Raw genomic sequence first — 23,972 nt, forward strand, 5'->3', positions numbered from 1 at the left:
CTTGACGACTGAATCCCTGAGACTCCAACCTAAGGGCGAAACGAAATCAGGGGGTCTCTCGGTGCGTCAGAACAGGATCATAATCGGCGACAGCCTCGCCGAAATGGCGAAGCTGCCCGACGCCAGTGTCGACCTCGTCTTCGCCGATCCGCCCTATAATCTGCAGCTCGGCGGCGATCTCACCCGGCCCGACGGCAGCCATGTGGATGCGGTGACCGACAGCTGGGACAAGTTCGGCAGCTTCGAGGAATATGACCGCTTCACCCGTGACTGGCTGCGCGAAGCGCACCGGGTAATGAAGCCCGACGCCGGACTGTGGGTGATCGGCACCTATCACAACATCTTTCGTGTTGGCACGATCCTGCAGGACCTCGGCTTCTGGGTGCTGAACGACATCGTCTGGCGTAAGGCGAACCCGATGCCCAACTTCAAGGGCACGCGTTTCACCAACGCCCACGAAACGCTGATCTGGGCTTCGAAGAGCCCGCGCGCCCGCCCCACATTCAACTACAAGGCGATGAAGGCGCTGAACGAAGACCTGCAGATGCGCTCGGACTGGGTGCTGCCGATCTGCTCGGGTTCGGAGCGAGTGAAGGTGGATGGCGTGAAGGCCCACCCGACGCAGAAGCCCGAGGCGCTGCTGCATCGCATCCTGCTGGCGACGACGAACGAGGGGCAGCTGGTGCTCGATCCCTTCTTCGGATCCGGCACCACCGGCGCCGTCGCCAAGCGATTGGGCCGCAACTTCATCGGCATCGAGCGTGAGGAAAAATACGCGAAAGTCGCCGAGGCGCGCATTGCCGCCGTCGAGCCGCTGGCCGCGGAAGACCGGGTGATCACCGGCGAGGCCCGCACCGCGCCGCGCGTTGCCTTCGGCGCTCTGGTTGAAACCGGAATGCTGTCTCCGGGTGCCACCCTTACCGATCGCCAGCGCCGCCATCGGGCGCGGGTACGGCCGGATGGGTCACTGGCGCTCGAAAGTGGCCGGGCTGGCTCCATCCATCAATTGGGTGCTGCCGTTCAGGGCCTTCCCAGCTGCAACGGCTGGACCTTCTGGCATGTCGAGAACCGCGGGCGTCTGGTCCCCCTGGACCAGATGCGTGAGGATTACAGGGCACGCACCAGCGCGTAACTGCCTGGTGTGAAAAGAAGTTCGGGGGACGAACCCCCGGCGCCGGCAATTCCGACTGCCGGTATGCCTCATGACCAGCCCCGCCACCCCTCTCAGGTGGCGGGGCGGTCGCCTTTCGGGCACTGGGCCCTGACACCACTGAAAAATGGGCGCGACGAGCCGTTGGAATCCGCACTTGCGACGATACAATATAACATCTAAGTCCCCGCAGCATCGAAATCGGAGAAAATGATGTCGCGTCGCCTGCTGCCCCTGCTCTTTCCTGCCCTTGTGTACGCCTTGTTGCCGCTCCACGCCGCGCAGGCAGCCGGGGACGTGCGGCCCGCGGACGATGACGTACATCCCGATCAGGGCCAGGACATCATCGTCACCGGCATCATCGTCCGCAACAAGGTCGATCTCCTGTCAGGCGTGAGTGTCCTCTCCGGCGCGACGCTCCAAAGCGCCGTGCGTCCGACGCTTGGCGATACGCTGGCCCGGCTCCCCGGTGTTTCGGCGACCAGCTTTGGCCCCAACGCTTCGCGCCCCATCCTTCGCGGGTTTCAAGGCGAACGCATCCGCATGCTGACGGACGGCATTGGCAGCTTTGACGTTTCCAACACCTCGGCGGACCATGCCGTCGTCATCAACCCGCTCACCGCCCGCCGCATCGAGGTGGTGCGCGGCCCGGCGGCCCTGCTTTACGGTTCGGCCGCCATTGGTGGGGTGGTGAACGTGCAGGACGGCCGCATCCCTTCGACGATCCCGGAGGGCCATGTGCACCTGGATGCGACGGCCGCCTATGCGACGGCCGCCAAGGCACGCAACATTGCTGCCAGCGCCGACGTGCCGCTGGGCAATAGCGGGCTGGTTGCGCATGTGGATGGCAGCTGGGCGAAATCGGACGATCTGCGCACCGGCGGCTACATTTATGCCCAGCCCATTCGGGAAGAGGCCGAGGCGCTTGGGCAGGCAGCTGAAGGCGATCGCCGCGGCCGCTTGCCGAACACCGCTGCCGAGACCAAGGATGGTTCCGTTGGCCTCGCCTATGTTTCGGGCAAGGACAGCATCGGCGTGGCGGTGAGCCACTATGACAGCGTCTACGGCGTTCCCGTCCGCTTCGATCCAGCATCCGACGAAGCCCCCGAGGCGCCGGTCATCGACATGCAGCAGACGCGCGTGGATGCGCGGGCCGATTTCGGCACGGGTGGCGGCTTCATCGATCGTCTCCGCTTCCGCTTCGGTTTCGCCGACTACCAGCACGCCGAACTCGAGGAAGGCGGAGAAGTCGGCACGCGCTTCTTTGCGCAGGGGCTCGAAGCCCGCTTCGAGGCCGTGCAGCGCGAGCAGGGCGTCTGGAAAGGCGCTTCCGGCGTGCAGTATCTGGCCCGTGACATGAATATCATCGGCGAAGAGGCGTTCCTGCCGCGCAACTCCACCGAGCAGGTGGGCATCTTCACGTTGCAGCAGTTCGACTTCGGCGCCCTGCAGGCAGAGGCCGGCGCGCGGGTCGAAAACAGCAAGGTTCGTGCAGTCGGCGCTCCATCGCGCGATTTCACCGCCTTTTCCGGTTCGGGTGGCGCTTCGATCGCACTGGCTCCAGGATGGAGGACTGGTCTGAACCTCAGCTACTCCGAGCGGGCGCCTTCCGCCGAAGAGCTTTACGCCGACGGTCCGCACGGTGCGACGCAGGCCTATGAGATCGGCAACCCCGATTTCGGTCTCGAACGCTCCACCTCGGCTGAGCTGACCCTGCGCGGCAAGGGAGACGGATACAGGCTGGAAATCTCAGCCTTCTACAGCCATTTCAATGGCTTCATCTATGACACCCAGACCGGGGAGGTTCGCGACGACCTGCCGGTGTTCCAGGCCTATCAGAGCCGCGCGCGCTATTATGGCGCCGAGCTGGACGGTGACCTGCACCTGGCCGATTTTGGCTCCACCGCGCTGAAGGGGACGCTGGTCGCCGACTATGTCCGTGCCGACCTGTTGGGCGGGGGCGGACCGGTGCCGCGTATTCCGCCGTACCGCGTCATCGCCGGGCTGGCCGCGCAAGGCGGCCCGCTGGGCGGCAGGGTGGAAGTGGAGCGTGCCTCTGCGCAGAGCCGCACGGCCGAGTTCGAGACGCGGACGCCAGGCTGGACAATGGTGAACGCCAGCATCGACTGGCAACCGATGGGCCCGCAGGGGCCGCTGACCCTGATGCTGGCTGCAAACAACATCTTCGATGTGGAGGCCCGCGCCAGCACCAGCGTGCTGAAAGACTATGCGCCGCTGGCCGGACGCGATATCCGCCTCTCCGCCAGGATCAGCTTCTAGCGCAGGCCTTGCCGAAGTCGGCGAGCTGCTGTGCCGTCGGCGCAGCAGCCGTCGCGCGGCCGGCGAAGGTGACGACGACAAAGCGGCTGTTCTGGCCGATTCCGCGCAGGAATCCGGCCTGATCGGCGACCAGCGCATCGACCCGGGTGCCGCCGGTGGGTAGCACGCGACCGGTGCCGCCCAGCACCAGTTCGGTGCGACCCTGGAAGACGCTGAGGCTGGAGGGGAATTCGCCCTCCCGGATGTTGCGCGGCAGCCGCGAGGTCCAGGTGGACAGGCTCATCTTCGCGGCTCCGCAATCGATGCGGAATGCATTCGCCGTCTGCGGCTTACCCCGCACCAGGGCGGCCGTGGTGGGCTGCACCTCCAGCGTCCAGCCATTGTCCTGCGCCTGCGCAGCGCCGCTTGCCAGCAGGAATAGCGGCAGCGCCGCGCGAAAAAGCTTGCGTGTCATGCAGCGCCCATAGGGCGAGATGCGGCATCCCGCCAGCCCCGGTTTTGACGCTTCGATCGCAGCGACGGATTATGCTGGCAAGTCGCATGGCCTTGAGAACGACGACGTCTTCGGAACCCGTCCGCCTGTTCATTTCCTACGCCCGCGAAGAGCGGGACCGGGTGGAGTGGCTGGCCCATGCGCTGGAAGGCGCTGGCTACAAGGTCTGGTGGGATGCCGCGCTGGAGGGAGGGCACCAGTTCGCAGCCGAAATCACCCGTGAGCTAAGCGCCCCCGACGCCGTTCTGGTCGTCTGGTCGGATGACGCCGTACGTTCCAACTGGGTGCTGGATGAGGCGATGGTCGGGCGCAATTACCCGCGCCGCTACCCGCCTGCTGGACAAGCCGGTTCCAGCCTTGCCGGCTGACCGCGGCGGCAAGCCGAAGGTTGCGCGCAAATCGAAGGATTCCACCCCAGTCTGGGTGCCTTTCGCCTGGGCGATCTTCGGCTTTGTCGTCTGGATAATCGTCTCAGGCCGCTACGGCTGAGAGCAGGCCGTTTCAGGAGAAGGGCCCCGAAACCGCTTACGCGATAACGGAGCCCGAATACCCATTAGCTGGCGATCCTCTCAGCCGGCGCTGGCACGGGGGCCGCGGTTGCCGCCGCCGCCACGATTGCCGCCGCTGCGGCCATAGCCGCCCCGCCCGCCGTTGTTGCCGCCGTATCCGCTGCCCTGGGCGCGCGGGTGCGCATGTTGGGCGCGCTCATCCGAGCGGTGGCTGTCGGCGCGATGGCCCTCCGAGCGATTCGCTTCCGAGCGCTGGCCTTCGGCACGCGGTTCGCCAAAGCGGCTCTCGCCGTTGCGGTGGTCGGCGTGACGGCTCTGGCCGGGGCGGCCGCCGCGTTCGCCGAAGCGCCGCGGCGCATGCTTGTGCGTGCCAACTTCACCCCGACGGGCACGATGCTCGTCGCGTTGTTCGCCGGCCGCCGTCGGCACCGGCTTCGGCAGCTTTGCCGCTTCCTTCAGGAAGTTTTCCGGCAGCGGCAGCGTGTCGATCTTCAGCCGCGTCAGCTTTTCGATGTCCTTGAGATATGCCTTCTCGTCCGGTGCGCAGAAGCTGACCGCAACACCATCGAGGCCGGCGCGGGCCGTCCGGCCGATGCGGTGCACATATTGCTCGGGCACATTCGGCAGCTCGAAGTTGATCACATGGCTGACGGCGTCGATGTCGATCCCGCGCGCGGCGATGTCGGTCGCGACCAGCACGCCGATCTCCCCCTTCTTGAACTGCTCCAGCGCCCGTTCGCGCTGCGGCTGGCTCTTGTTGCCGTGGATCGCGGCCGAACGGATGCCGGCACCCTGCAGGTGCCGCACCACGCGGTCGGCGCCATGCTTGGTACGGGTAAACACCAGGCACTTCGCAAACTCGGGCTGTTTCAGCGTCATGGTGAGAAGCGGCTGCTTTTCGGCCTGATTCACATGCGTCACAAACTGCTGCACGCGCTCCGCAGTGGTCGAAACCGGGGCGACGGCAACCTTCACCGGATTGGTGAGGTAACGGCCGGCCAGATCGGCGATGCTGGCAGGCATCGTCGCCGAGAAGAACAGGCTCTGGCGCTGGCGCGGGACGATCTGGGCAATGCGCTTCAGGCTGTGGATGAAGCCGAGATCCAGCATCTGGTCGGCTTCATCGAGCACCAGCACCTCTACCTGATCGAGCAGCAGGGCGCGGCGATCGACAAGGTCCAGCAGGCGGCCGGGCGTTGCGACGAGGACGTCGACACCGGTGTAGAGCTGCTTTTCCTGGCGCGGGATCGGCACACCGCCAAACACCGTCATCACCGTCAGCTTGATATAGCGCGAATAGGCGCGGAAGCTGTCGGCGATCTGCGTCGCCAGCTCGCGCGTGGGGGCCAGCACCAGCACGCGCGGCGCCATCTTGCGGCGCGGGGCCGGGTTACCGATCAGATAGTTGAGGATCGGCAGCGCGAAAGCCGCCGTCTTGCCGGTGCCGGTCTGGGCGATGCCCAGCAGATCCTTGCGCTCCAGCGCCGGCGGAATGGCCTGCAGCTGGATAGGGGTGGGGTTTTCATAGCCCTCTTCGGCAAGTGCAGCGAGAAGGGGCTGGGCAAGACCCAGCGATTCAAAAGTGGTCAATGGTCGTCTTTCAGGTCTGACCCGCGCGCACGTTCGCATTCGAACGACGCTTGAGCCGGTCAGACATCCCGCGTGGCAGGAATGTCGTGGGGATTGCAGCGGTAACCCGGGGTCGGTTCGGGGGGCAGAAGCCCCGCGCGTCGATCACGCGCCCCGGCGACTGGGCTCCTCGCACGCCCGATGTTTCGGACGGAGGCCATCGCTGCGCCGCAGCATATGGGGCAACGGCGCTCAAAAAGCAAGGGAGCGCGCGGCGATCGCCGCGCGCCCCCCTGTTTGGCGTTCAGCGCGGGCTATTCCGCCGGCGCGAGATGCGGATGCGCCACATGGCTTTTGCGATAGCCATAAGCCCAATACACCACCAACCCGATTGCCGCCCAGCCAAAGAACATCAGCTCAGTATAGCCCGAGAGCTGCGTGAACAGGAACACGCAGCCGACGGTCGCCAGCGGGGCGACCACCCACACCAGCGGGGTGCGGAAGTGGCGGGTGCGGCCGGGCTGCGTGCGACGCAGGATCATCACGCCGATGGCGACCAGCGCAAACGCGAACAGCGTTCCGGAGTTGGAGATGTCGGCCAAAGCGCCCACCGGGAACAGCGCGGCGAAAACTGCAACGAAAAGGCCGGTGCAGATGGTCACCACATGCGGGGTGCCATATCTCGGATGCAGTTTGGAGAATATCGACGGCAGCAGGCCATCGCGGCTCATGGTGAAGAAGATCCGGGTCTGGCCGAACATCATCATCAGGATGACCGAGGGAAGTGCGATGCCGGCGGCGATAGCCACCAGATCGCCAGCCCAGCCATGGCCGATTGCGCGCAGCACATAGGCAAGCGCTTCCTTTGAGGACGCCAGCTCACCTGTCGGAGAAGCGCCGACGGCTCCGATCGCGCCTGCTGCAACCAGCAGGTAGATGATAGTGCAGACAGCCAGGCTGCCGATGAGGCCGATAGGGATGTTGCGCTGAGGGTTGATGGTCTCTTCGGCCGCAGTCGAAACCGCATCGAAGCCGACATAGGCGAAGAAGATGGAAGCGGCTGCGGCGGCGACACCAACCGTCACCATCTTGCCGCTGATCGGATCCACGACATTCTTTGCGAAGAAGCCGTTTGGAGCAAAGGGCTGGAAGTTCGCGGAATCCATCGCCGGAATCGCAAGCGCAATGAACAGCGCCAGCGCCGCCACCTTCACGCACACCAGAACGGTGTTGAAACGCGCACTTTCCTTGGTGCCGACTATCAGCAACAGCATGCAGACAAGGCCGATGCACATGGCCGGCAGGTTGATGAGCCCCGGCGTCTTGTCGAACGGCCCGTTGGTGAAGGTTGTCGGTATCGAAATGTTGAGAATTTCCTCGACAAGCCGGACCATATAGCCCGACCAACCCACCGATACGGCGGATGCCGCGATGGCATATTCCAGCACCAGTGCCCAGCCCACGATCCAGGCGACGAGCTCGCCCATGGTCCCATAGCTGTAGGTATAGGCCGATCCCGAAACCGGGATCATGGAGGCCATTTCCGCGTAGCAAAGCGCGGCCAGCGCGCAGACGGTGGCCGCGATCACGAAGCTGATCATCATTGCCGGGCCGGCCTTGGTGGCCGCCTCGGCCGTCAGCACGAAGATGCCGGTGCCGATGATGGCGCCGATGCCCAGCATGGTAAGTTGGAAAGCACCAAGAGTGCGGGTGAGCGCCTTTCGCTCGGCAGTTGCAAGTATGTCGTCGAGTGGCTTTACGCGCCAGAATAGCATTGCGGTCTCCTGAACCCCCGGGGGTGGGCCCTCCATTGATTGGGGGTCCCATGCATTTTGCGTGGCCGAAACCTGATGAAGGGGCGCTTTCCAGTCAAGCGGGATGTGACGCCAAAGTCATAAAGCCGCGGCAAGCGGAGACCGGGCGCCCCTACATCCCGCGCGACAGCATCGGCCCCAGTGGCCGTCCGGCAAAGATATGCACATGCAGGTGCGGCACTTCCTGATGCGAATTGATGCCTGCGTTGGCGAGAATGCGATACCCGTCTTCCTCAAGCCCGAGCTGGCGCGCGACTTCGCCTACGGCGCGGAAGAAGCCGCTGACCAGCGCATCCGAAGCATTGGCGGTGAAATCCGCCATGCTCACGTAGGGGCCCTTGGGGATCACCAGCACATGCACCGGCGCCTGCGGATTGATGTCGTGGAAGGCAAAGGCGTAGTCGTCCTCATAGACCTTCTTCGCCGGGATTTCGCCGCGCAGGATGCGAGCGAAGATATTGTTCTCGTCATACGGGCTGCCGTTGGCGACGCTCATGTCAGTCTCCCCGCCTTTTCATCCAGCCCGGAACGGCCTTCGCGCCGCTCAAGTTCCGCATAGACCTGTTGTAGCAAAATGCCGCGCCCGTTGAGCACCAGCAGCAAGTGAAAAATCAGGTCTGCTGCCTCGCCAACCAGCGCCTCGCTATCCTGGGCGACGGCAGCGATGACGGTTTCCACCGCTTCCTCGCCCAGCTTTTCGGCCAGCTTCAGCGGGCCCTTTGCCAGTTGCTTCGCCACATAGCTGGTTTCGGCACTGCCGCCCGCCCGCTCTGCGATCAGTTTTTCCAGCCGCTCCAGGATGTCGCTCACGCTACGGTCTCCGGCGGTCGCACGGCGACATGTGCCGCCATCAGCGCATGTTTGGCGTCGGCAATGGAGGCTTCGCCGAAGTGGAACAGGCTGGCAGCCAGCACGGCAGATGCGCCACCCTGGGTCACGCCGGCGACCAGATCGTCCAGCCCGCCGACCCCGCCAGAAGCGACGACCGGCACCGGGACGGCGGAGCTGACAGCACGGAGCAGCGGCAGGTCATAGCCCGAGCGCGTACCATCCCTGTCCATCGAGGTCAGCAGGATTTCGCCGGCGCCCAGCTCGGCCATCTGCCGCGCAAACGCGATTGCATCGATGCCCGTCTCCCGGCGGCCGCCGTGGGTGAAGATTTCCCAGCGCTCGGGCGCCACGGCCTTGGCGTCGATGGCGACGGTGATGCATTGTTCGCCAAAGGTGCGCGCCAGCTCTCCCACCAGCTCGGGGCGGGCGACAGCGGCGGAATTGACGGAAACCTTGTCGGCGCCCGCCTGCAGCAGTGCCCGCACATCGGCATGGGTTCGCACGCCGCCTCCAACGGTCAGCGGCATGAAGCAGTGCGCCGCCGTTTCCGAAACGATGTCGAGCAGCGTCGAGCGATCCTCATGGGAGGCGGTGATATCGAGGAACACCAGCTCGTCGGCGCCCGCCGCATCATAGCGGGCGGCAGCCTCCACCGGATCGCCGGCGTCGCGCAGGCCGAGGAAATTCACGCCCTTCACCACCCGGCCGTTGGCAACGTCGAGGCAGGGGATGACCCGCACGGCAAGAGTCATCTCGCGGCCTGCAAGGCTTCGGCAAGCTGGATGCGGCCATCATAGAGAGAGCGTCCGGCGATCACCCCCTCGATGCCGCGTTTCAGGCGCAGGGCCTTGATCTCGCTTTTGTCGGCAAGCCCGCCCGAGGCGATGACCGGCAGCTTCACCGCCGCCGCGAGTGCGGCAGTCGCCTCTATGTTGACGCCCTTCAACAGGCCGTCCCGGCCGACATCCGTGAACAGCAGCGCGGCGACACCCGCGTCCTCGAAACGCCGCCCCATATCGGCGACCGGCACATCGGAAACATCGGCCCAGCCGCGCGTTGCCACCCTGCCGTCGCGGGCGTCCACGGCGACCACGACGCGGCCCGGATTGTCGGCGGCAGCGGTGCGGACGAGCGCCGGATCGGTCAATGCTGCGGTGCCGATGATCACCCGCTCCACGCCCAACCTGAACCAACGCTCGATGGAGGCCATGTTGCGGATGCCGCCGCCCACCTGCACCTTCGCAGGCGTTGAGGCGAGGATCGCTTCCACGGCAGCGGCATTGCGCGCCTCGCCGGCGAAGGCGCCGTCCAGATCAACGACATGCAGCCAGCCGGCGCCGGCCTCTGCAAAGGCGCGGGCCTGGGCGGCCGGGTCCGATGCATAGACGGTGGCACGGTCCATGTCGCCTTCCGCAAGGCGGACGACTTCGCCGCCCTTCAGGTCGATTGCGGGATAGATTGTGAACGGCATCAGGGTTTCCAGGCAAGCCAACGGCGGAGCAGCCGCAGGCCATAGCCCTGGCTTTTCTCGGGGTGAAACTGGCAACCCAGCATGTTCGCACGCTGGACAGCGGCGACTATGGGCGCGCCATAGCTGGCGGTGCCGGCGATATCGGCCGGGTCGGCGGCCTGCAGGGCATAGCTGTGCACGAAATAGGCATAGCCGGGTTCGATCAGGCTGCCCGCGCGCGGCTCCACTTCGTTCCAGCCGATCTGCGGAATTTTCAACTCGCCTCCCGGTTCCATCCGGCGGACGGAGCCCTGCACCCAGCCGAGGCCGCGGTGCACGCCGAACTCATGGCCTTCATCAGACATCAGCTGCATGCCGACGCAGATGCCCAGGAACGGCACGGCGCGCTGGTGGACGGCCTCGTTCAGGGCTTCTTCCAACCCGTCGATGGCACGAAGCGCCGAAACGCAGGCGCCGAAGGCCCCGACGCCCGGCAGCACGATGCGGTCGGCGGCACGGACGACGGCGGGGTCGTTGCTAACGTCCACGCGTTCGGCCCCGGCCGCCTGCAACGCATTCGCTGCCGAACGCAGATTGCCTGCGCCATAGTCGATCAGGGCTACGGCCATCGCGTCAGACGTAGGTTCCGCCAAGGCTTCCCTTGGTGGATGGAATGCTGCCCGCCTGCCGCGGATCGATTGCCACCGCCTGCTTCAAGGCGCGCGCAAGGCCCTTGAAGCAGCTTTCGGCGATATGGTGGTTGTTTGAGCCATAGAGCGTCTCGACATGCAGGGTGATCCCTGCCGCCTGCGAAAAGCTGTGGAACACGTGCCAGAACAGCTCGCAATCCATCCCGCCTAGCTGGCTCTGGGTGAAGTTCACCTTCCAGACCAGGAAGGGTCGGCCGGAAATGTCGAGCGCCACGCGTGAAAGCGTTTCGTCCATCGGCACATAGGCGTGGCCATAGCGTGTGATGCCGGCGCGGTCGCCAAGTGCCTTGGCAAACGCTTCGCCCAGCGCGATGGCGGTGTCCTCCACCGTGTGGTGGCCGTCGATATGCAAGTCGCCGACCGTCTTGATCTCCAGATCGAACATGCCGTGCCGGCCGAGCTGGTCGAGCATATGGTCATAGAAGCCGATACCCGTGGAGATGGACCGCTTGCCGGTTCCATCCAGGTTGACGGTCACGGAGACATCGGTCTCCGAAGTCTTGCGGGTAACGGTTCCAATTCGCATCGAGCGCCCTTTCGAGGCCCGCGGCTATAGCAGGCGAGGGCTGCGGTTCAACCTTGCGTGCGGCTATTCGGCGGCTTCGGCTTCATCGCCATCGGTTTCGTCGGCATCGTCCGGGGCAAACGCCTCAAGGACGGGTGACGTCGACTGGATGCTGAGCACATCCACGTCGCGGAGCCGCCTGCTCACCGCGCGGGTGCGCCGACCGGCATCGTCAACTGTGCGCTTGGCGGTATCCAACTGCTTGCCAAGCTTTTCCCAGACATCGCCGTATTTCTGGAACTCCGCCTTTGCGGCCGCCAGAATCTGCCAGACTTCGCTCGACCGCTTCTCGATAGCCAGCGTCCGGAAGCCCATCTGCAGGCTGGTCAGCAGCGCCGCCAACGTTGTTGGCCCCGTTACCATCACGCGATAGTTGTTCTGCAGTTCGCTTACCAACCCCGGTCGACGGATGACTTCCGCAAACAGGCCCTCGGTGGGGAGGTGCATCACGGCGAAATCGGTTGAATAGGGCGGATGGACATATTTTTCGCAGATCACCCGCGCCTGCTGGCGGATGAAGCGGTCCAGGGCCGCCGATGCCGCCTCGATCTCGTCTGTCAGGCCGGCATCCTGCGCCGCCAGCAGCCGTTCATAGTCCTCCTTCGGGAGCTTTGCATCGATGGGCAGCCAAAGCGGCGCGTCGCTCACCCCCTTGCCCGGCATCTTGACGGCGAATTCGACGATCTCGGTTGAATCGGGCCTGATCCGCACATTTGCAGAATACTGCTCCGGCGTGAGGATATCCTGCAACAGCATCTCCAGCTGCGCCTCGCCCCAGCCACCACGCGATTTCACATTCCCCATAAGGCGCTTCAGATCGCCCACGCCGGTGGCCAGATTCTGCATTTCCCCCAGCCCGCGATGCACCTGCTCCAGCCGATCACTCACTTGCTGGAAGGATTCACCCAGACGTTTTTCCAGCGTCCATTGCAACTTCTCGTCCACCGTAAGCCGCATCTGTTCCAGCTTTTCGGAATTGTCGTTGCGAACCTTGTCCAGAGAATCGGCCACGGCCGTGCGCAGCGCTTCGTGCTGCGCACCATTTTGTTCCAACAGAGTCCGGATCGCGGCGATTGCGTCGTTCAGGCCCGAGGTCTGCGCCTCTCGCAACTCCTTCTGCGCTCCGGTCAGGCGATCGGCCAGCGATCCCATCAACTGGTTGGTTTCGCCCAACCGTTCCGATTGCGATTTCGCAAAGCCGTCCGAACTAACCCGCAGCGCCTCTTCCAGTTTTTGCCGGCCATCGGCTGCCTCGCTGCGCATCGTTCCGAAGCCCGTGGACTGGGAATTCAGCAATTCATTGAATCGTGCGGCAAAGGCCTGAAGCTGCCGGTCCAGCCCATCCGCATGCGCCTGCGATTGCTGGCGCATTTCCTCGCGTGCGGCGCGAGCTTCCTCCGAGCCTTGCTTGCTGGCAATTGTCAATTGCGTCTCGATTGCCTGAAGCCGCGCCATCGCATCGACTGGAAAAGCCGCCGGCCGCCCCTGCCGCACAGCCACGAACAGCAGCAGCCCAATGGCTGCAACCAGCAAAATCAGCACAATCGTCAGCAAATCCATACGAACACCTGTCGATCCAATCGCGGAACATTATGCGAACATCTGCGCCCGAGTCACGCTATTTCTTCTGCGCCTTGCCTCCTGCCTCGGGCGGGTGAAACATGGCCCAAACAGAGAATGGGGAGAGAAATGGATTTCAGAATTCTGGCCGAAGGCCTCGCCTTTCCCGAAGGGCCGGTGATGATGGACGATGGCTCCATCATCCTCGTCGAAATCGAGGCCGGTCGCATCAGCCGCATCGCCAAGGATGGCAAGGTGAGCGCCGTCGCCACCCCCGGCGGCGGTCCCAACGGTCTCGCCATCGGCCCGGATGGCGCGCTTTACGTCTGCAACAACGGCGGCTTCAACTGGGGCCGTATCGACGGCATGCTGATTCCCGGCGCTGCAGCCGACAATTACGAAACCGGCCGCATCGAGCGCATCGACCTCTCAACAGGGAAGGTCGAGCGTCTGTTCGACAGCTATGAGGGACACAGGCTTTCCGGCCCGAACGACATCGTCTTCGACGCTGCGGGCGGCTTCTGGTTCACCGATCTCGGCAAGCATTTCCCGCACCACACCGACCATGGCGGGCTCTATTATGTCACGCCAGGCGGCGGGCAACTGAAGCGCGCCGTCTATGGTCCCGACATGAACGGCTGCGGCCTATCGCCTGACGGCAAGACGGTTTACACCGCGCTCACCACCCGCAGCCACATCCTCGCCTTCGACATCACCGGCCCGGGCGAAGTGGCGCCCTCGCCGCTGGCCGCCATTCCAGGTCGCGTCGTTGCCGATTTCCCGGGCCGCACGCTGCTCGATTCGATGGCGGTTCTGGCCAGCGGCAAGATCGCCCAGGCGACGCTGGTGGAAAATCCTGGCATCGGCGTCGCAGACCCGGCGACCGGCGAAATCGTCTTCCACGCCTTTCCCGATCTCCTCACCACCAACATCGCCTTTGGCGGCGCCGACATGTGCGACGCTGCGATCTGCCTCTCCACCACCGGCAAGCTTGCGCTCGCCCGCTGGCCGGAACCGGGATTGCGGCTTAACTACAATGCATGACGGACCTGCCTGACAGCCGGGCGATCGCCACCTTCCTGGACATGCTGGCCGCCGAGCGCGGGGCAGCGGGCAACACGCTTGCCGCCTATGGTCGCGACCTGACGGGCGCTTCGGAAGCGCTGGACGGGCGGCTGGCGTCCGCCACCACTACCGATCTGGAAATGCTGTTCGCAGGGTGGAGCGAGCTTGCGGCCTCCAGCATCGCCCGCAAGCGTTCGGCCTTGCGGCGGTTCTTCGGCTTCCTGCTGGCCGAGGGCATCCGACCCGACAATCCGGCACTGGCGCTGGCGTCGGTAAAGCCCGGTCGGCCCCTGCCAAAGACGCTGTCGGTCGCGGAAGTCGACCGCCTTCTGGCGACGCTGGACGAGGATATGGCCGCCAATCCCGGCCCGCAGGCCATCCGCCTGAAGGCGCTGATGGAACTGCTCTATGGCTCGGGCCTGCGCGCCACCGAGTTGGTCTCGCTGCCGCGCAATGCGATCCGCCCGCCGCAACCGTTCGCCATCGTTACCGGCAAGGGCAACAAGGAGCGGATGATTCCGCTTTCGCCCGCCGCGCTTTCGGCGGTCGAAGCTCAACTGGAGCTTGTGCCCAAGGACAGCCGATGGCTGTTTCCATCCGGCAAGACGCACCTCACACGCGTCCGCCTGTATCAGCTGGTAAAGGCGCTGGCGGCGCGGACCGGGATCGATCCGGCGCGCATTTCCCCCCACGTCCTGCGCCACGCCTTTGCCACCCATATGCTGGCGAACGGCGCAGACTTGCGCGCCCTGCAGACGCTGCTGGGGCATGCCGATATCTCCACCACCGAGATCTACACGCATGTCGATGCGGGTCGGCTCGTCTCGACCGTCACCCGTCTGCACCCTCTATCGGAGGATTGAGGTCGGCAGGTTTGAGGTCGACCGGGCACACGCACTGTGTCACGATGCCGGAATGACCATAGCGCATGTGAACGGCATCTCCACCGCAGTTCCGGACCACGACGTCCATGTCGCGTTTGAAACGTTCGTCGGCAAACTGCTGGATGGGCGTCGCGAAGCGGCTCTGTTCAAGCGCCTCGCCGGCCGTTCGGGGATCTCGCGCCGTTTCTCCAGCTTCCGGCCGGTGGAAAACCCCGACGGTTTCGTCGCCGACGCCGAGGGTTTCTACAGCCCCGGCACCTTCCCGCCCACCAGCCGGCGGATGCAGCGCTATGGCGAAGTCGCCCCGAAACTGGCGGCAAAGGCGATCGAGGGTCTGGATACGGACCTGTCGCGCATCACCCATCTCGTCCTTGCCAGCTGCACCGGCTTCATGGCGCCCGGCCTCGATCAGGTGCTGGTGCGAAACCTGGGTCTCGATCCCGGCGTCGAGCGCACCCTGGTCGGCTATATGGGATGCTATGCCGCGGTGAACTCGCTGCGGCTGGCGCATCACATCGTCCGCTCCGATCCGAAGGCGCGGGTGCTGGTCGTCACGATCGAGCTGTGCACGCTGCATTTCCAGGACACGCTCGACGTTGAAAAATTGCTGTCCATGCTGCTGTTCGGAGACGGCTGCGCGGCGGCGCTCGTCACGGCCGACGAAACCGGCGTGGCGCTGAACGAGTTCCTCAGCTTCGCGCTTCCGGAATCGCAGGGCCTCATCACCTGGGATATCGGCGACACCGGCTTCGACATGCATCTCTCCGGCCATGTGCCGCAGCACATCCAGCGCGCCATGGCGGACGAGCGGATGCGCAACGCCGCCGATGGCGTGCTGCGCGGACGGCCAGCCGAAGACTATGGCATTTTCGCTGTGCACGCCGGCGGCAAGGCGATCCTCGACGCGGTCGAAACCGGGCTGGAGCTGGCGAAGGACAGGCTGGACTGGTCGCGCGGCGTGCTGAAGGATTTCGGCAACATGAGCTCGGCGACGCTGATGTTCGTGCTGCAGCGGATTCTGGCCGGGGCGCAGCCGGGCAATGGGCTGGCGATGGCGTTCGGGCCGGGCCTTGCCTGCGAGACGTTCACCTTCAAGAAGCTCTGACCGTGCAAGCCTGGCCGGATTTCTCGGCCCGCAGCGACGAGCCGGAGTGGATGGACACGCAGGCGATCCCGCTTGCCGACTTCGCCGGCTGCCTCGCCGATCTGGAGCAGGTCAACCGGCTGCTCTTTGCGGCACATCCCACGATGGCGTTCCTGCAACGCCTCACCGCCGGCTGGCCGCAGGGAACCGAACTGCGCGTGGCCGATCTCGGCTATGGGCAGGGCGCCATGCTGCGGCGAATCCATCTATGGGCCGAAAGACGCGGTCTGCGTCCGCGGCTGACGGGCATCGATCTCAATCCGCAGTGTCGCGAACTGGCGATAGCCAATACGCCGTCCGCCATGCGCATCGATTGGCATCAGGGCGATCTGTTCGACTGGAGCCCGGCCGAGCAGCCGCATGCGATCATCAGCGCCCTGTTCACCCATCATCTGACGAACGGACAGGTGGTGCGCCTGCTGCGCTGGCAGGAGCAGACAGCAAGCCACGGCTGGTTCATCAACGATCTGCATCGGCACTGGCTGGCGTGGGGCAGCTTCCGGATGCTGGCGTGGACGATGGGCTGGCATCGCTTTGTCCGGCATGACGGCGCGCTCAGCGTCCGCCGCGCGTTCGTGGCGGAGGAATGGAGGGTGCTGCTGGCGCAGGCCGGCATTTCCGATGCCCGGCTGCGCTGGCACCCGATGTTTCGCCTCTGCGTCGGGCGCCTGAAGGCATGAGCCGCGACGCGCTGATTGTCGGCGGCGGCCCGGCGGGGGCGGCGGCCGCCATCTGGCTTGCGCGGGCCGGCTGGCCGGTGACGCTGTGGGAAAAGGAGCGCCACCCCGCGCACAAGATCTGCGGCGAGTTCCTCAGCTGGGAGGCGCAGACATGGCTCGCCCGGCTCGGGCTCGATCTGGAGGCTCTGGGCGCCGTTTCCATCGAAAAGCTTCGGCTGGTAACGGCGACCCGCTCGGCGGTATCGGGGCTGGGCTTTGTCGCCCGCTCTGTCACCCGGCGCGCGCTGGACGCAGCCCTGCTGGAGATCGCAATGCAAGCCGGCGCCGATGTGCAGCGCGGCATCAGCGCGCGGGAAGTGAAGCCTGACGGTGCCGTAGTTGCGTCGACCACGCTTGTCCGACCGGCGAACCTGCTGCTCGCGACGGGCAAGCATGACCTGCGCGGGATCGGCCGCCCCGGCGAGGGCACGTTGAACGGGCAGCTGGGTTTCAAGGCCTATTTCCGTCTCACCCCGGCCGAGCGCTCCGCTCTCTCCGGCCATGTCGAGCTGATCCTGTTCCAGGGCGGCTATGCCGGGCTGCAGATGGTGGAGCGCGATGCCGCCAATCTCTGCTTCCTGGTGTCGCCCGAACGGTGGAAGCGACTTGGCGGCGATTTTACGGCGCTGCTGGCCGACCTTTCCGCAGAAGTCCCGCATCTGGGCCAGCGGTTGGCCGGCGCCGTGCCGTTGCTGGATCGGCCGCTTGCCATTTCCGGCGTACCCTATGGCTTTCTCCATCGTCCCGTGAAGGGCGTGGCGGAGCCTGGCTGGCGACTGGGCGATCAGGCGGCCGTCATCCCCAGCTTTACCGGAGACGGGATGAGCCTTGCGCTGCACAGTGCGCGGCTGGCAACCGAAGCGCTGCTGACCGGGGCGGGGCAGGGCGCCTATTACCGGCGGCTGGCGAAGGATGCCGGCGGCGCGGTGCGGCGGGCGGCGTGGCTGCAGCGGCGGTCGGACGACGGCCTGTGGCGGGATCGGGTGGCAGCTGTGCTGGCGCTGGCGCCGGGGCTGATGCGCGTAGGGGTTGGGTTTACGCGGTTGGGGCGTGGAGCTGTTGGGCGGGCCTTGGCGGTTTAGGCCGGTGTCGGCGGTTGGATCCGGCCGGCGGCTGAGCCGCCGAGTCCGGTTTGGGTTTAAGGAAAGAAGCAAAAGAAAGGTGCGGGCCAAGCCCGCTCGTCGGACGAGTCAAAAAGGCGGGGTTCTGCCCCGCCCTTTTGCTCGCCGGCCGTGTCTCCAGCGAGTCTGTGCGTTAGCGCTTTGCGCTAATCACAGCCGCTTACGACAGATGCTTTGCCAGGTGCTTGTTCATCTCGAACATCGTCACGCTGTCCACGCCGAAAACCGGCTTCAGCTTCGCATCGGCGTTGATGCGGCGCTTGTCCTTCGGATCCTGAAGATTGTTGGCCTTGATATAGTCCCACACCTTCTTGACGACCTCGCCCCGTGCGAGCTTGTCGCTGCCGACAACGGCAGCCAGCTGCGGCGAGGGCGTCAGGGGCGTCTGAAGTGCGTTCGGTTTCTTGTCGGCCATCTGGTCCCTCTCCCTATCACCCATAGCCGGGCCGGCCACATGGCCGGGCGCCGGCAAACTTTGCCACGGGGCCGGCCTATCGAATGCACCGAACCCGCAAACAAGGTCCAGCGAGCGACATCGCCCCGACCCTTGTGGCTCCCTCATTTCACTGCTTTTTGCCTTCGTCAAACGCGAAAGAGCCGCTTTTGCTCCCAATGGAGCGATTTTTGCGCTTTTGTGGCAAAGAGCACGCTGTTGCAGCGCTGAGGAAGCCGCTGAAAGCGAGCCTGCGGGGGTTCTGACGACCGGATACGGCCATAACATGCTTAAACCCGCCGCAATTGCGCCCGTGAATCGGCGGATTCGAATGCGATTTCAACCCTTGTGAGATATTGGGTTAACCTGTCAGCCGGTTGGGAAAAGTTGCGTAAAAAGCACAGTTTGTGTCGATTTCCTTTGGCACCGTGCGAGCCGGTTGATTGGATGGAATCACAAGTTTACAGTTAACGTCTGCGGAGAGTGCTATTGCATCCCTCGTGGCAAAACTGGCGAAGAAAACCATATAAGCGCCAGGTACAACAATGACGGGTCAGGACTGGACAGAATCTAATGCGGTGCGCGGTACTTGACGATGACAAGGCGCAGACGGAGCTTGTAGCCAAGCTGCTGGCTGATGCCGGCCATCAATGCGAGGTGTTCCACCAGGGGCGCAGCCTGATCAACAGGCTGCGGCAGGATACGTTCGACCTCCTCGTCATCGACTGGAACATGCCCGGCATGTCCGGCATCGAAGTGCTGGAAAATGTCCGTCAGGGCCAGCATGCCACCCTGCCAATCCTGATGATCACCAGCCGCTCCGACGACGAGGATGTGGTGATGGGTCTGGCCGCGGGTGCCGACGATTATATCGTGAAGCCGCTCAACACGACCATCTTCATGGCCCGCGTAGAGGCAGCTCTGCGCCGCGCCCAGCTCAACAAGCCGCAGAAGTCCACCGCTTCCTATGGCGCCTATACCTTCGACGTGCCGACCGAAACCGCGACAGTCCATGGCGAGACGGTGAAGCTGACTGCCAAGGAAATGGCGCTGGCGATGATGCTGTTCGAGAACATGTCGCGGCCGTTGTCCCGCAGCTATCTGCTGGAGAGCATCTGGGGCCAGAGCCCCGAGGCCGAGACGCGCACGCTCGACGCCCATGTGTCGCGCATTCGCTCCAAGCTGAACCTTCGGGCTGAAAACGGCTTCCGCGTGCTCCCGGTCTATTCCTACGGCTATCGTCTCGAACCCACCAACGCGCAGTCGTCCGACGGCGGCGCGGACGAGATGGCCGCCTAGCCGCCATGCGCTTCGCTGGTCCCACCCTGCTGCTGTTGCTGGCCGCAACTGCACCGGCGCTCCCCAACGGGGCGCGTCTGGAGCAGCGTCAACGTGCGCAGGCGGAAGCGACCGACGAAATCATCATCTACAAGACCAAGCCCGGCGACACGCTGCAGTCGCTGGCGGGCAAATGGTTTGAACGGCCGGAAGACTGGCGGCGGGCACAAGCGCTCAACAAGCTGAAGGACCCGTCCGACATTCCGGCGGGCACGGCCCTTCGCCTGCGCAGCGTCTGGCTGAAGACCAATCCCATCGCCGCCGAACTGGCTGCCTTCCGCGGCGACGTGCGCGTGGTGCGCGGCAAGGCCGGTCAGCCGGTGGCCAAGGGCATGGCGCTAGCCGAAGGCGACATCATCGAGACCGGCGCCAACGGCTATGCCACACTGACGCTGCCGGACAACAGCCAGGTTTCGCTGCCGTCGGCCAGCCGCATCCGCCTTGCGCGCCTGCGCCAGGTGCCGATGTCCGATTCGATCGATCGGCGCTTCACCTTGGAGCAGGGGCGTTCCGAGGCGAAGGTCACGCCGATGTCCAATCCGGCATCGCGCTTCCTGATCAGCACGCCGGTGGCGGTGGCCGCCGTCCGCGGCACGCAATTCAAGGTGACCTACACCCCGGAAGAGCTGAAGGCGGCAACCGTCGTCACCGAAGGCAAGGTCGCCGTTTCCCGCATCGGCGGCATCGAGGAAGTTCTGGTGCGCGCCGACTATGGCAACATCACCACCTCCAAAGGCGCTTCCAAGGCGTTCGCGCTTCTGCCGGCGCCCGCCGTCGAAACGCCCGAACGGCTGCAGGACGCCAAGGCCGTTACCTTCCGGCTGAAGCCCGTGAACGGGGCAGTGAAGTATCTCGTCGAGATCGCCGCCGACGCCGGCTTCGTCGACCGAGTCGGCAGCGTGGAGACCACGGACACGCTCGCCGTATTCGATGGCGTGCCCAACGGCGACTATCATGTCCGCGCCTTTGCCATCGACAACCTTGGGCTCACGGGCCGGCCGGTCGAATATGCGTTCACGCGCAGCTATGATGGACCGACGGCCGATGCAGATGGCAATGGCAAGAACGACAAGGCCGAGGAAATCGCGCGCCTGGGTGAAGAAATGCAGCCCGAATTCAACTGGTTCGAGGGCGAATCCGGCGATCTGCTGCTGGCGGTATCTGACGGTGGCGGTGGCGGCTTCGGCGCCGACCCGATTGTTCCGGGCGCTGACGTCGGCCTGATCCCTATCGAAGAGGCTGCTCAAGATCCTGTTGCCGGACTTCCCGAGGTCAGCCAGCCTGAAAGCGGCGGCTTCCTCGGTGGCGCGGGCGGTAGCGGCGGCGGCGGTGCTGGCGGTAGCGGCGGCGGCCGTGGTGGCGGTGCTGGCGGCGGCGGTGCTGGCGGCGGCGGTGCTGGCGGCGGCGGTGCTGGCGGTGGCGGTGCTGGCGGTGGTGGTCAGGGTGGCAGCGGTCCCTCCGATCCCGATGGCCCGGTAGTCCTGCCACCGGTCGATCCCGTTCCGCCCGGCGGAAGCGATGGCGGCCCGCAGATCATTCCTGTCGATCCCGATCCCCCTACCGGCCTTCCCGGCGACGGTGGGCAGGGGCCCGTGAACGGCGGCCCCGACGAAACCCCGACCAATCCGCCCTTCGTTCCCGGAAGCACCATTCCCGAACCGGCTGTCTGGGGCATGCTGATTTCCGGCTTCGGGCTGGTCGGTCTTGCCCTGCGCCGTCGGCGCACGATCGCCCGCGCCTGAAGCTGCGCCGAAGGATTCGGCCTGCATCTCCAGGGTGGATTCCCCCGCGCAACGGATTGGCCTAGCCTGAAACCGTGAACATCCAGCGCCCCGCCCGGCCCGGCCCAGCCGCTGAAGCCGTCTCTGACGTCCCGCTTGCGCTTGGGCCGGCAGATGGCCCGCTTGCGCGCGGCCAGACAGGCGAGTTCAGCTTCCAGAGCCGGCGGATGCTGTTCGAATGGTGGGCCGTGCTGGTGGCGGCGACGCTTGCCATGATAGCCATCAGCACCTTGTGGCCGCCGGTACGGGCCGACAATCTGTTCTATGACCTGGTACTGCGGATGAACCCCGCACCGGCCAGCCAGCGCGTGCTGATTGTCGCCATCGATAACCGCAGCCTGTCGGAAATCGGTCTCTGGCCCTGGAACCGGGAAGTCCATGCGCGACTGATCGAAAAACTGACCGAGGCGGGCCCTGCGGCGGTTGGGTACGATGTGCTCTTTCCCGAGGCGTCCGATCCGGTAGCCGATCGAAAGCTGGCCGACGCCATTGCCGGAAACGGCCGGCTGGTCTTGCCGTCCATCGTCGAAATCCCCGGCCCGGATGGCGCTCCCTCCATCCAGATTCCGCCCGTGGAACCCATCGGCAGCGCGGCAAGAAGCACAGGTCATGTGGCAACCCGCCCCGACCGCGACGGGGTGGTTCGCGCAGTAGACCGCCTCACAGACGGGGACGGGCGCCGCAACCTGCACATGGGCGAGGCGGTCGCGGCCGTGGTGCGGGGCGACAATGCCCTGCTCGCCGCTCCGCGCCCCGCCCCCAATTCCGAAGTGCTGGCCCCGGTTCGCGATCTGATTCCGTTCGCAGGCCCCGCCGGCACCTATTCGCGCTTCAGCTTCGCCGATGTGCTGGCAGGCCGGGTTCCACCCGATCTGATCGCCGGCCGCATCGTGCTGGTGGGCGCGACCGCCTCCGGCATGGGAGACCGCTTCTCGACGCCGATGTCGGGAACGCTGGAAACCATGCCCGGCGTCGAACTGAACGCCAATTACGTCGATAGTCTGCTGGCTGACCGGATGATCCGCGCAGCGCCCCCCTGGGCGTGGATATTGTTCTCGCTGCTTCCGGTCTGGCTGCTGATGATGAGCCTGCTGTTCCTCGGGCCGCGGGTGAACCTCTGGCTGGGGGTAGGAATCGGCCTCGCCGTCTTCCTCATCACCTTCCTCTCGCTTGCCGTCTTCCGCTTCTGGCTGCCGCCGGCAATGGCGCTTTTCGGCATCGGCCTCATCTATCCGCTCTGGGGATGGCGCCGGCTTGATCTCGCGAGCCGCTATATGGTGGCGGAACTGCGCGAGCTGCGATCCGAACCTGCGGTGCTGCCGCGCCACCAGGCCGAACTTTCCGGCGACCCGGTCGAGCGGCAGATCCTGCTGATGCACGAAGCCATTCGCGACATCCGCGACCTCAGGCGTTTCGTCGCCCAGTCGCTGGACAGCCTGCCGGATGCCGCCGTCGTCACCGACCTTGAGGGCATGGTGCTGATCGCCAACGACGCCGCCGATGCGCTGTTCGAGCAGCGGCTGGCCGGAAACCTGCTGGGCCGGCCGCTCGATCAGCTGTTCCGCAGCCTCGATTCCGATCCGCGCCTGCCCGATCCGCGCGCCGTCGAGCTGATGGATGCGATGCAGCGGATGTCGCTTGCATCCTCGGCAACGACCGACAACGGCTATGAAACGCGGCTGGCCGACGGAACCAGCCTCGAAATTCGCGTCGCCTTCTTCACCGACGCCGCGCGCCGGCCGCTGGGCTGGATCTGCCGCTTTGCCGATATCACCGAGCTGCGCGCGTCCGAACGCCAGCGCGAGGATGCACTGCGCCTGCTGACGCACGACATGCGGGCGCCGCAAGCCTCCATCCTCGCCGTGCTGGAAGCCGAGGGCAAGAAAGTGCCGCCCGAACTGGCCCGCCGGCTGGAGCGCTATGCGCACCAGACGCTCAGCCTCGCCGACGACTTCGTCCATCTCGCCCGCGCCGAAAGCGGCCGATTTGTCGTGGAAACCTTCAACCTGTCCGATGCGCTGCTGGATTCCGTCGACGACCTCTGGCCGCTCGCCGACGCCAAGCGCATCCGCATCGTCTCCGACGTTCCGGAAACCGAAGCACTGGTCACCGGCGACAGAGCGCTGCTCACCCGGTCGATCACCAACCTTCTGGGCAATGCGCTCAAATACAGCGACGAACGCACCCACGTTCAGGCGCGAATCCGGCTGGAAGACAAGTTCGTGATCGCCGAAATCGAGGATCAGGGCCGCGGCATCGCGGAAGAGGACCTCGGCAAGCTGTTCGAGGCGTTCAGCCGCCTCGCTCCCCCCGAAGGCGCCCCCGCCGCAACCGCCGCACCCGGAGCAGGGCTCGGCCTTGCCTTCGTGAAGGCGGTGGTCGAACGCCACCGAGGGCAGGTCAGCGTTACCTCGGTGGAAGGCAAGGGATCGATCTTCGGGATGCGCCTGCCCCGGGCAAAGGCCTGAGGATGAGGGCCGGAGCGGTAGACTCACCCAGCTCGAAAACCTACGCGGAAAAACAGGAAGATAGAGCGGCCTTTCCGATGCAGTCAGA

At 65.2% G+C, this 23,972-nt stretch carries 23 protein-coding genes; 12 read left to right on the forward strand and 11 right to left on the reverse strand.

What is annotated here, in order from left to right:
- Positions 1-16: 16 nt before the first annotated feature.
- Both IM784_RS13225 and IM784_RS13230 read left to right on the forward strand, forming a co-directional pair.
- Entirely contained in the window at positions 17-1,132 is a 1,116-nt protein-coding gene (locus tag IM784_RS13225) for a site-specific DNA-methyltransferase (protein ID WP_328799545.1), read from the forward strand.
- Between the two features lie 315 nt (positions 1,133-1,447).
- A complete protein-coding gene (locus IM784_RS13230) occupies positions 1,448-3,430 on the forward strand; it encodes a TonB-dependent receptor (protein WP_207791763.1) in 1,983 nt (660 codons plus the stop codon).
- Here the strand turns inward: IM784_RS13230 and IM784_RS13235 are convergent.
- The gene (locus IM784_RS13235) at positions 3,420-3,884 is read right to left on the reverse strand and encodes a hypothetical protein (protein WP_199555816.1); all 465 of its coding nucleotides are present in this window, start codon (positions 3,882-3,884) and stop codon (positions 3,420-3,422) included. The genes IM784_RS13230 and IM784_RS13235 overlap by 11 nt on opposite strands.
- 86 nt (positions 3,885-3,970) lie before the next feature.
- On the opposite strand from IM784_RS13235, the gene IM784_RS13240 reads away from it, so the two are divergent.
- Positions 3,971-4,291, forward strand: a complete 321-nt coding sequence (locus IM784_RS13240) for a toll/interleukin-1 receptor domain-containing protein (RefSeq protein WP_199555817.1) — start codon at positions 3,971-3,973, stop codon at positions 4,289-4,291.
- The gene (locus IM784_RS17460; RefSeq protein ID WP_268920856.1) at positions 4,281-4,412 is read left to right on the forward strand and encodes a hypothetical protein; all 132 of its coding nucleotides are present in this window, start codon (positions 4,281-4,283) and stop codon (positions 4,410-4,412) included. The genes IM784_RS13240 and IM784_RS17460 overlap by 11 nt, the downstream gene beginning before the upstream one ends.
- An 80-nt stretch (positions 4,413-4,492) precedes the next feature.
- Here the strand turns inward: IM784_RS17460 and IM784_RS13245 are convergent, their stop codons facing one another.
- The 9 genes from IM784_RS13245 to rmuC all read right to left on the reverse strand — a co-directional run bounded on the left by IM784_RS13245 (position 4,493) and on the right by rmuC (position 12,931).
- Positions 4,493-6,061: a DEAD/DEAH box helicase gene (locus IM784_RS13245; RefSeq protein ID WP_199555818.1), complete on the reverse strand. Its 1,569-nt coding sequence runs from the start codon at positions 6,059-6,061 to the stop codon at positions 4,493-4,495.
- 254 nt (positions 6,062-6,315) lie between these two features.
- On the reverse strand, positions 6,316-7,776 hold the full coding sequence (locus tag IM784_RS13250) for an amino acid permease (protein WP_199555819.1): 1,461 nt from the start codon (positions 7,774-7,776) through the stop codon (positions 6,316-6,318).
- A 151-nt stretch (positions 7,777-7,927) separates the two neighbouring features.
- A complete protein-coding gene (locus IM784_RS13255) occupies positions 7,928-8,311 on the reverse strand; it encodes a histidine triad nucleotide-binding protein (RefSeq protein WP_199555820.1) in 384 nt (127 codons plus the stop codon).
- The gene (locus tag IM784_RS13260; RefSeq protein ID WP_199555821.1) at positions 8,308-8,625 is read right to left on the reverse strand and encodes a phosphoribosyl-ATP diphosphatase; all 318 of its coding nucleotides are present in this window, start codon (positions 8,623-8,625) and stop codon (positions 8,308-8,310) included. Before IM784_RS13260 ends, IM784_RS13255 begins: the two co-directional genes overlap by 4 nt.
- Positions 8,622-9,398: an imidazole glycerol phosphate synthase subunit HisF gene (gene hisF, locus IM784_RS13265; protein WP_199555822.1), complete on the reverse strand. Its 777-nt coding sequence runs from the start codon at positions 9,396-9,398 to the stop codon at positions 8,622-8,624. The genes IM784_RS13260 and hisF overlap by 4 nt, the downstream gene beginning before the upstream one ends.
- Complete coding sequence (gene hisA / locus IM784_RS13270) at positions 9,395-10,117, reverse strand: 1-(5-phosphoribosyl)-5-[(5-phosphoribosylamino)methylideneamino]imidazole-4-carboxamide isomerase (RefSeq protein ID WP_199555823.1); 723 nt, start codon at positions 10,115-10,117, stop codon at positions 9,395-9,397. Before hisA ends, hisF begins: the two co-directional genes overlap by 4 nt.
- Positions 10,117-10,725, reverse strand: coding sequence for an imidazole glycerol phosphate synthase subunit HisH (gene hisH / locus IM784_RS13275; protein WP_199555824.1), 609 nt, complete (start codon positions 10,723-10,725; stop codon positions 10,117-10,119). The genes hisA and hisH overlap by 1 nt, the downstream gene beginning before the upstream one ends.
- A gap of 4 nt (positions 10,726-10,729) precedes the next feature.
- Positions 10,730-11,332 carry an imidazoleglycerol-phosphate dehydratase HisB gene (gene hisB, locus IM784_RS13280; RefSeq protein ID WP_199555825.1) on the reverse strand — a complete coding sequence of 201 codons (603 nt, stop codon included), beginning with the start codon at positions 11,330-11,332 and terminating at the stop codon, positions 10,730-10,732.
- A 63-nt stretch (positions 11,333-11,395) separates the two neighbouring features.
- Positions 11,396-12,931: a DNA recombination protein RmuC gene (gene rmuC / locus IM784_RS13285; RefSeq protein ID WP_199555826.1), complete on the reverse strand. Its 1,536-nt coding sequence runs from the start codon at positions 12,929-12,931 to the stop codon at positions 11,396-11,398.
- Between the two features lie 129 nt (positions 12,932-13,060).
- Between rmuC and IM784_RS13290 the strand changes: the two genes are divergently transcribed.
- The 5 genes from IM784_RS13290 to IM784_RS13310 are packed head-to-tail and all read left to right on the forward strand — an operon-like array spanning position 13,061 to position 17,825.
- Positions 13,061-13,975 (forward strand): SMP-30/gluconolactonase/LRE family protein, encoded by a 915-nt coding sequence (locus IM784_RS13290; protein WP_199555827.1) that lies wholly within the window; start codon positions 13,061-13,063, stop codon positions 13,973-13,975.
- A complete protein-coding gene (locus IM784_RS13295; RefSeq protein WP_199555828.1) occupies positions 13,972-14,859 on the forward strand; it encodes a tyrosine recombinase in 888 nt (295 codons plus the stop codon). The genes IM784_RS13290 and IM784_RS13295 overlap by 4 nt, the downstream gene beginning before the upstream one ends.
- Positions 14,860-14,911: 52 nt before the next feature.
- The gene (locus tag IM784_RS13300) at positions 14,912-15,985 is read left to right on the forward strand and encodes a type III polyketide synthase (protein ID WP_199555829.1); all 1,074 of its coding nucleotides are present in this window, start codon (positions 14,912-14,914) and stop codon (positions 15,983-15,985) included.
- A 2-nt stretch (positions 15,986-15,987) separates the two neighbouring features.
- Complete coding sequence (locus IM784_RS13305) at positions 15,988-16,704, forward strand: methyltransferase domain-containing protein (protein WP_199555830.1); 717 nt, start codon at positions 15,988-15,990, stop codon at positions 16,702-16,704.
- Positions 16,701-17,825 (forward strand): NAD(P)/FAD-dependent oxidoreductase, encoded by a 1,125-nt coding sequence (locus IM784_RS13310; protein WP_199555831.1) that lies wholly within the window; start codon positions 16,701-16,703, stop codon positions 17,823-17,825. The genes IM784_RS13305 and IM784_RS13310 overlap by 4 nt, the downstream gene beginning before the upstream one ends.
- A gap of 199 nt (positions 17,826-18,024) precedes the next feature.
- Here the strand turns inward: IM784_RS13310 and IM784_RS13315 are convergent, their stop codons facing one another.
- Positions 18,025-18,279, reverse strand: a complete 255-nt coding sequence (locus IM784_RS13315; protein ID WP_199555832.1) for an SWIB/MDM2 domain-containing protein — start codon at positions 18,277-18,279, stop codon at positions 18,025-18,027.
- Positions 18,280-18,870: 591 nt separating this feature from the next.
- On the opposite strand from IM784_RS13315, the gene IM784_RS13320 reads away from it, so the two are divergent.
- From IM784_RS13320 to IM784_RS13330, 3 genes are all read left to right on the forward strand, one after another.
- Complete coding sequence (locus tag IM784_RS13320; protein ID WP_199555833.1) at positions 18,871-19,596, forward strand: response regulator transcription factor; 726 nt, start codon at positions 18,871-18,873, stop codon at positions 19,594-19,596.
- A gap of 5 nt (positions 19,597-19,601) precedes the next feature.
- Positions 19,602-21,377 (forward strand): FecR domain-containing protein, encoded by a 1,776-nt coding sequence (locus IM784_RS17465; protein WP_199555834.1) that lies wholly within the window; start codon positions 19,602-19,604, stop codon positions 21,375-21,377.
- A gap of 74 nt (positions 21,378-21,451) precedes the next feature.
- Entirely contained in the window at positions 21,452-23,884 is a 2,433-nt protein-coding gene (locus IM784_RS13330; protein ID WP_199555835.1) for a CHASE2 domain-containing protein, read from the forward strand.
- The last annotated feature ends 88 nt before the right edge of the window (positions 23,885-23,972 follow it).

It is taken from the genome of Sandaracinobacteroides hominis (genome assembly GCF_016464365.1).
Classification (GTDB): Bacteria; Pseudomonadota; Alphaproteobacteria; order Sphingomonadales; family Sphingomonadaceae; genus Sandaracinobacteroides; species Sandaracinobacteroides hominis.

Excerpts from the sequence above, each read along its gene's own strand:
- IM784_RS13240 (WP_199555817.1), top strand. The coding sequence starts at position 3,971 with ATGGCCTTGAGAACGACGACGTCTTCGGAACCCGTCCGCCTGTTCATT.
- hisF (WP_199555822.1), bottom strand. The coding sequence starts at position 9,398 with ATGACTCTTGCCGTGCGGGTCATCCCCTGCCTCGACGTTGCCAACGGC.
- IM784_RS13250 (WP_199555819.1), bottom strand. The coding sequence starts at position 7,776 with ATGCTATTCTGGCGCGTAAAGCCACTCGACGACATACTTGCAACTGCC.
- IM784_RS13300 (WP_199555829.1), top strand. The coding sequence starts at position 14,912 with ATGACCATAGCGCATGTGAACGGCATCTCCACCGCAGTTCCGGACCAC.
- IM784_RS13255 (WP_199555820.1), bottom strand. The coding sequence starts at position 8,311 with ATGAGCGTCGCCAACGGCAGCCCGTATGACGAGAACAATATCTTCGCT.
- rmuC (WP_199555826.1), bottom strand. The coding sequence starts at position 12,931 with ATGGATTTGCTGACGATTGTGCTGATTTTGCTGGTTGCAGCCATTGGG.
- IM784_RS13310 (WP_199555831.1), top strand. The coding sequence starts at position 16,701 with ATGAGCCGCGACGCGCTGATTGTCGGCGGCGGCCCGGCGGGGGCGGCG.
- hisA (WP_199555823.1), bottom strand. The coding sequence starts at position 10,117 with ATGCCGTTCACAATCTATCCCGCAATCGACCTGAAGGGCGGCGAAGTC.
- IM784_RS13320 (WP_199555833.1), top strand. The coding sequence starts at position 18,871 with ATGCGGTGCGCGGTACTTGACGATGACAAGGCGCAGACGGAGCTTGTA.
- hisB (WP_199555825.1), bottom strand. The coding sequence starts at position 11,332 with ATGCGAATTGGAACCGTTACCCGCAAGACTTCGGAGACCGATGTCTCC.
- IM784_RS13235 (WP_199555816.1), bottom strand. The coding sequence starts at position 3,884 with ATGACACGCAAGCTTTTTCGCGCGGCGCTGCCGCTATTCCTGCTGGCA.
- IM784_RS13290 (WP_199555827.1), top strand. The coding sequence starts at position 13,061 with ATGGATTTCAGAATTCTGGCCGAAGGCCTCGCCTTTCCCGAAGGGCCG.
- hisH (WP_199555824.1), bottom strand. The coding sequence starts at position 10,725 with ATGGCCGTAGCCCTGATCGACTATGGCGCAGGCAATCTGCGTTCGGCA.
- IM784_RS13245 (WP_199555818.1), bottom strand. The coding sequence starts at position 6,061 with ATGCGAACGTGCGCGCGGGTCAGACCTGAAAGACGACCATTGACCACT.
- IM784_RS13295 (WP_199555828.1), top strand. The coding sequence starts at position 13,972 with ATGACGGACCTGCCTGACAGCCGGGCGATCGCCACCTTCCTGGACATG.
- IM784_RS17465 (WP_199555834.1), top strand. The coding sequence starts at position 19,602 with ATGCGCTTCGCTGGTCCCACCCTGCTGCTGTTGCTGGCCGCAACTGCA.
- IM784_RS13315 (WP_199555832.1), bottom strand. The coding sequence starts at position 18,279 with ATGGCCGACAAGAAACCGAACGCACTTCAGACGCCCCTGACGCCCTCG.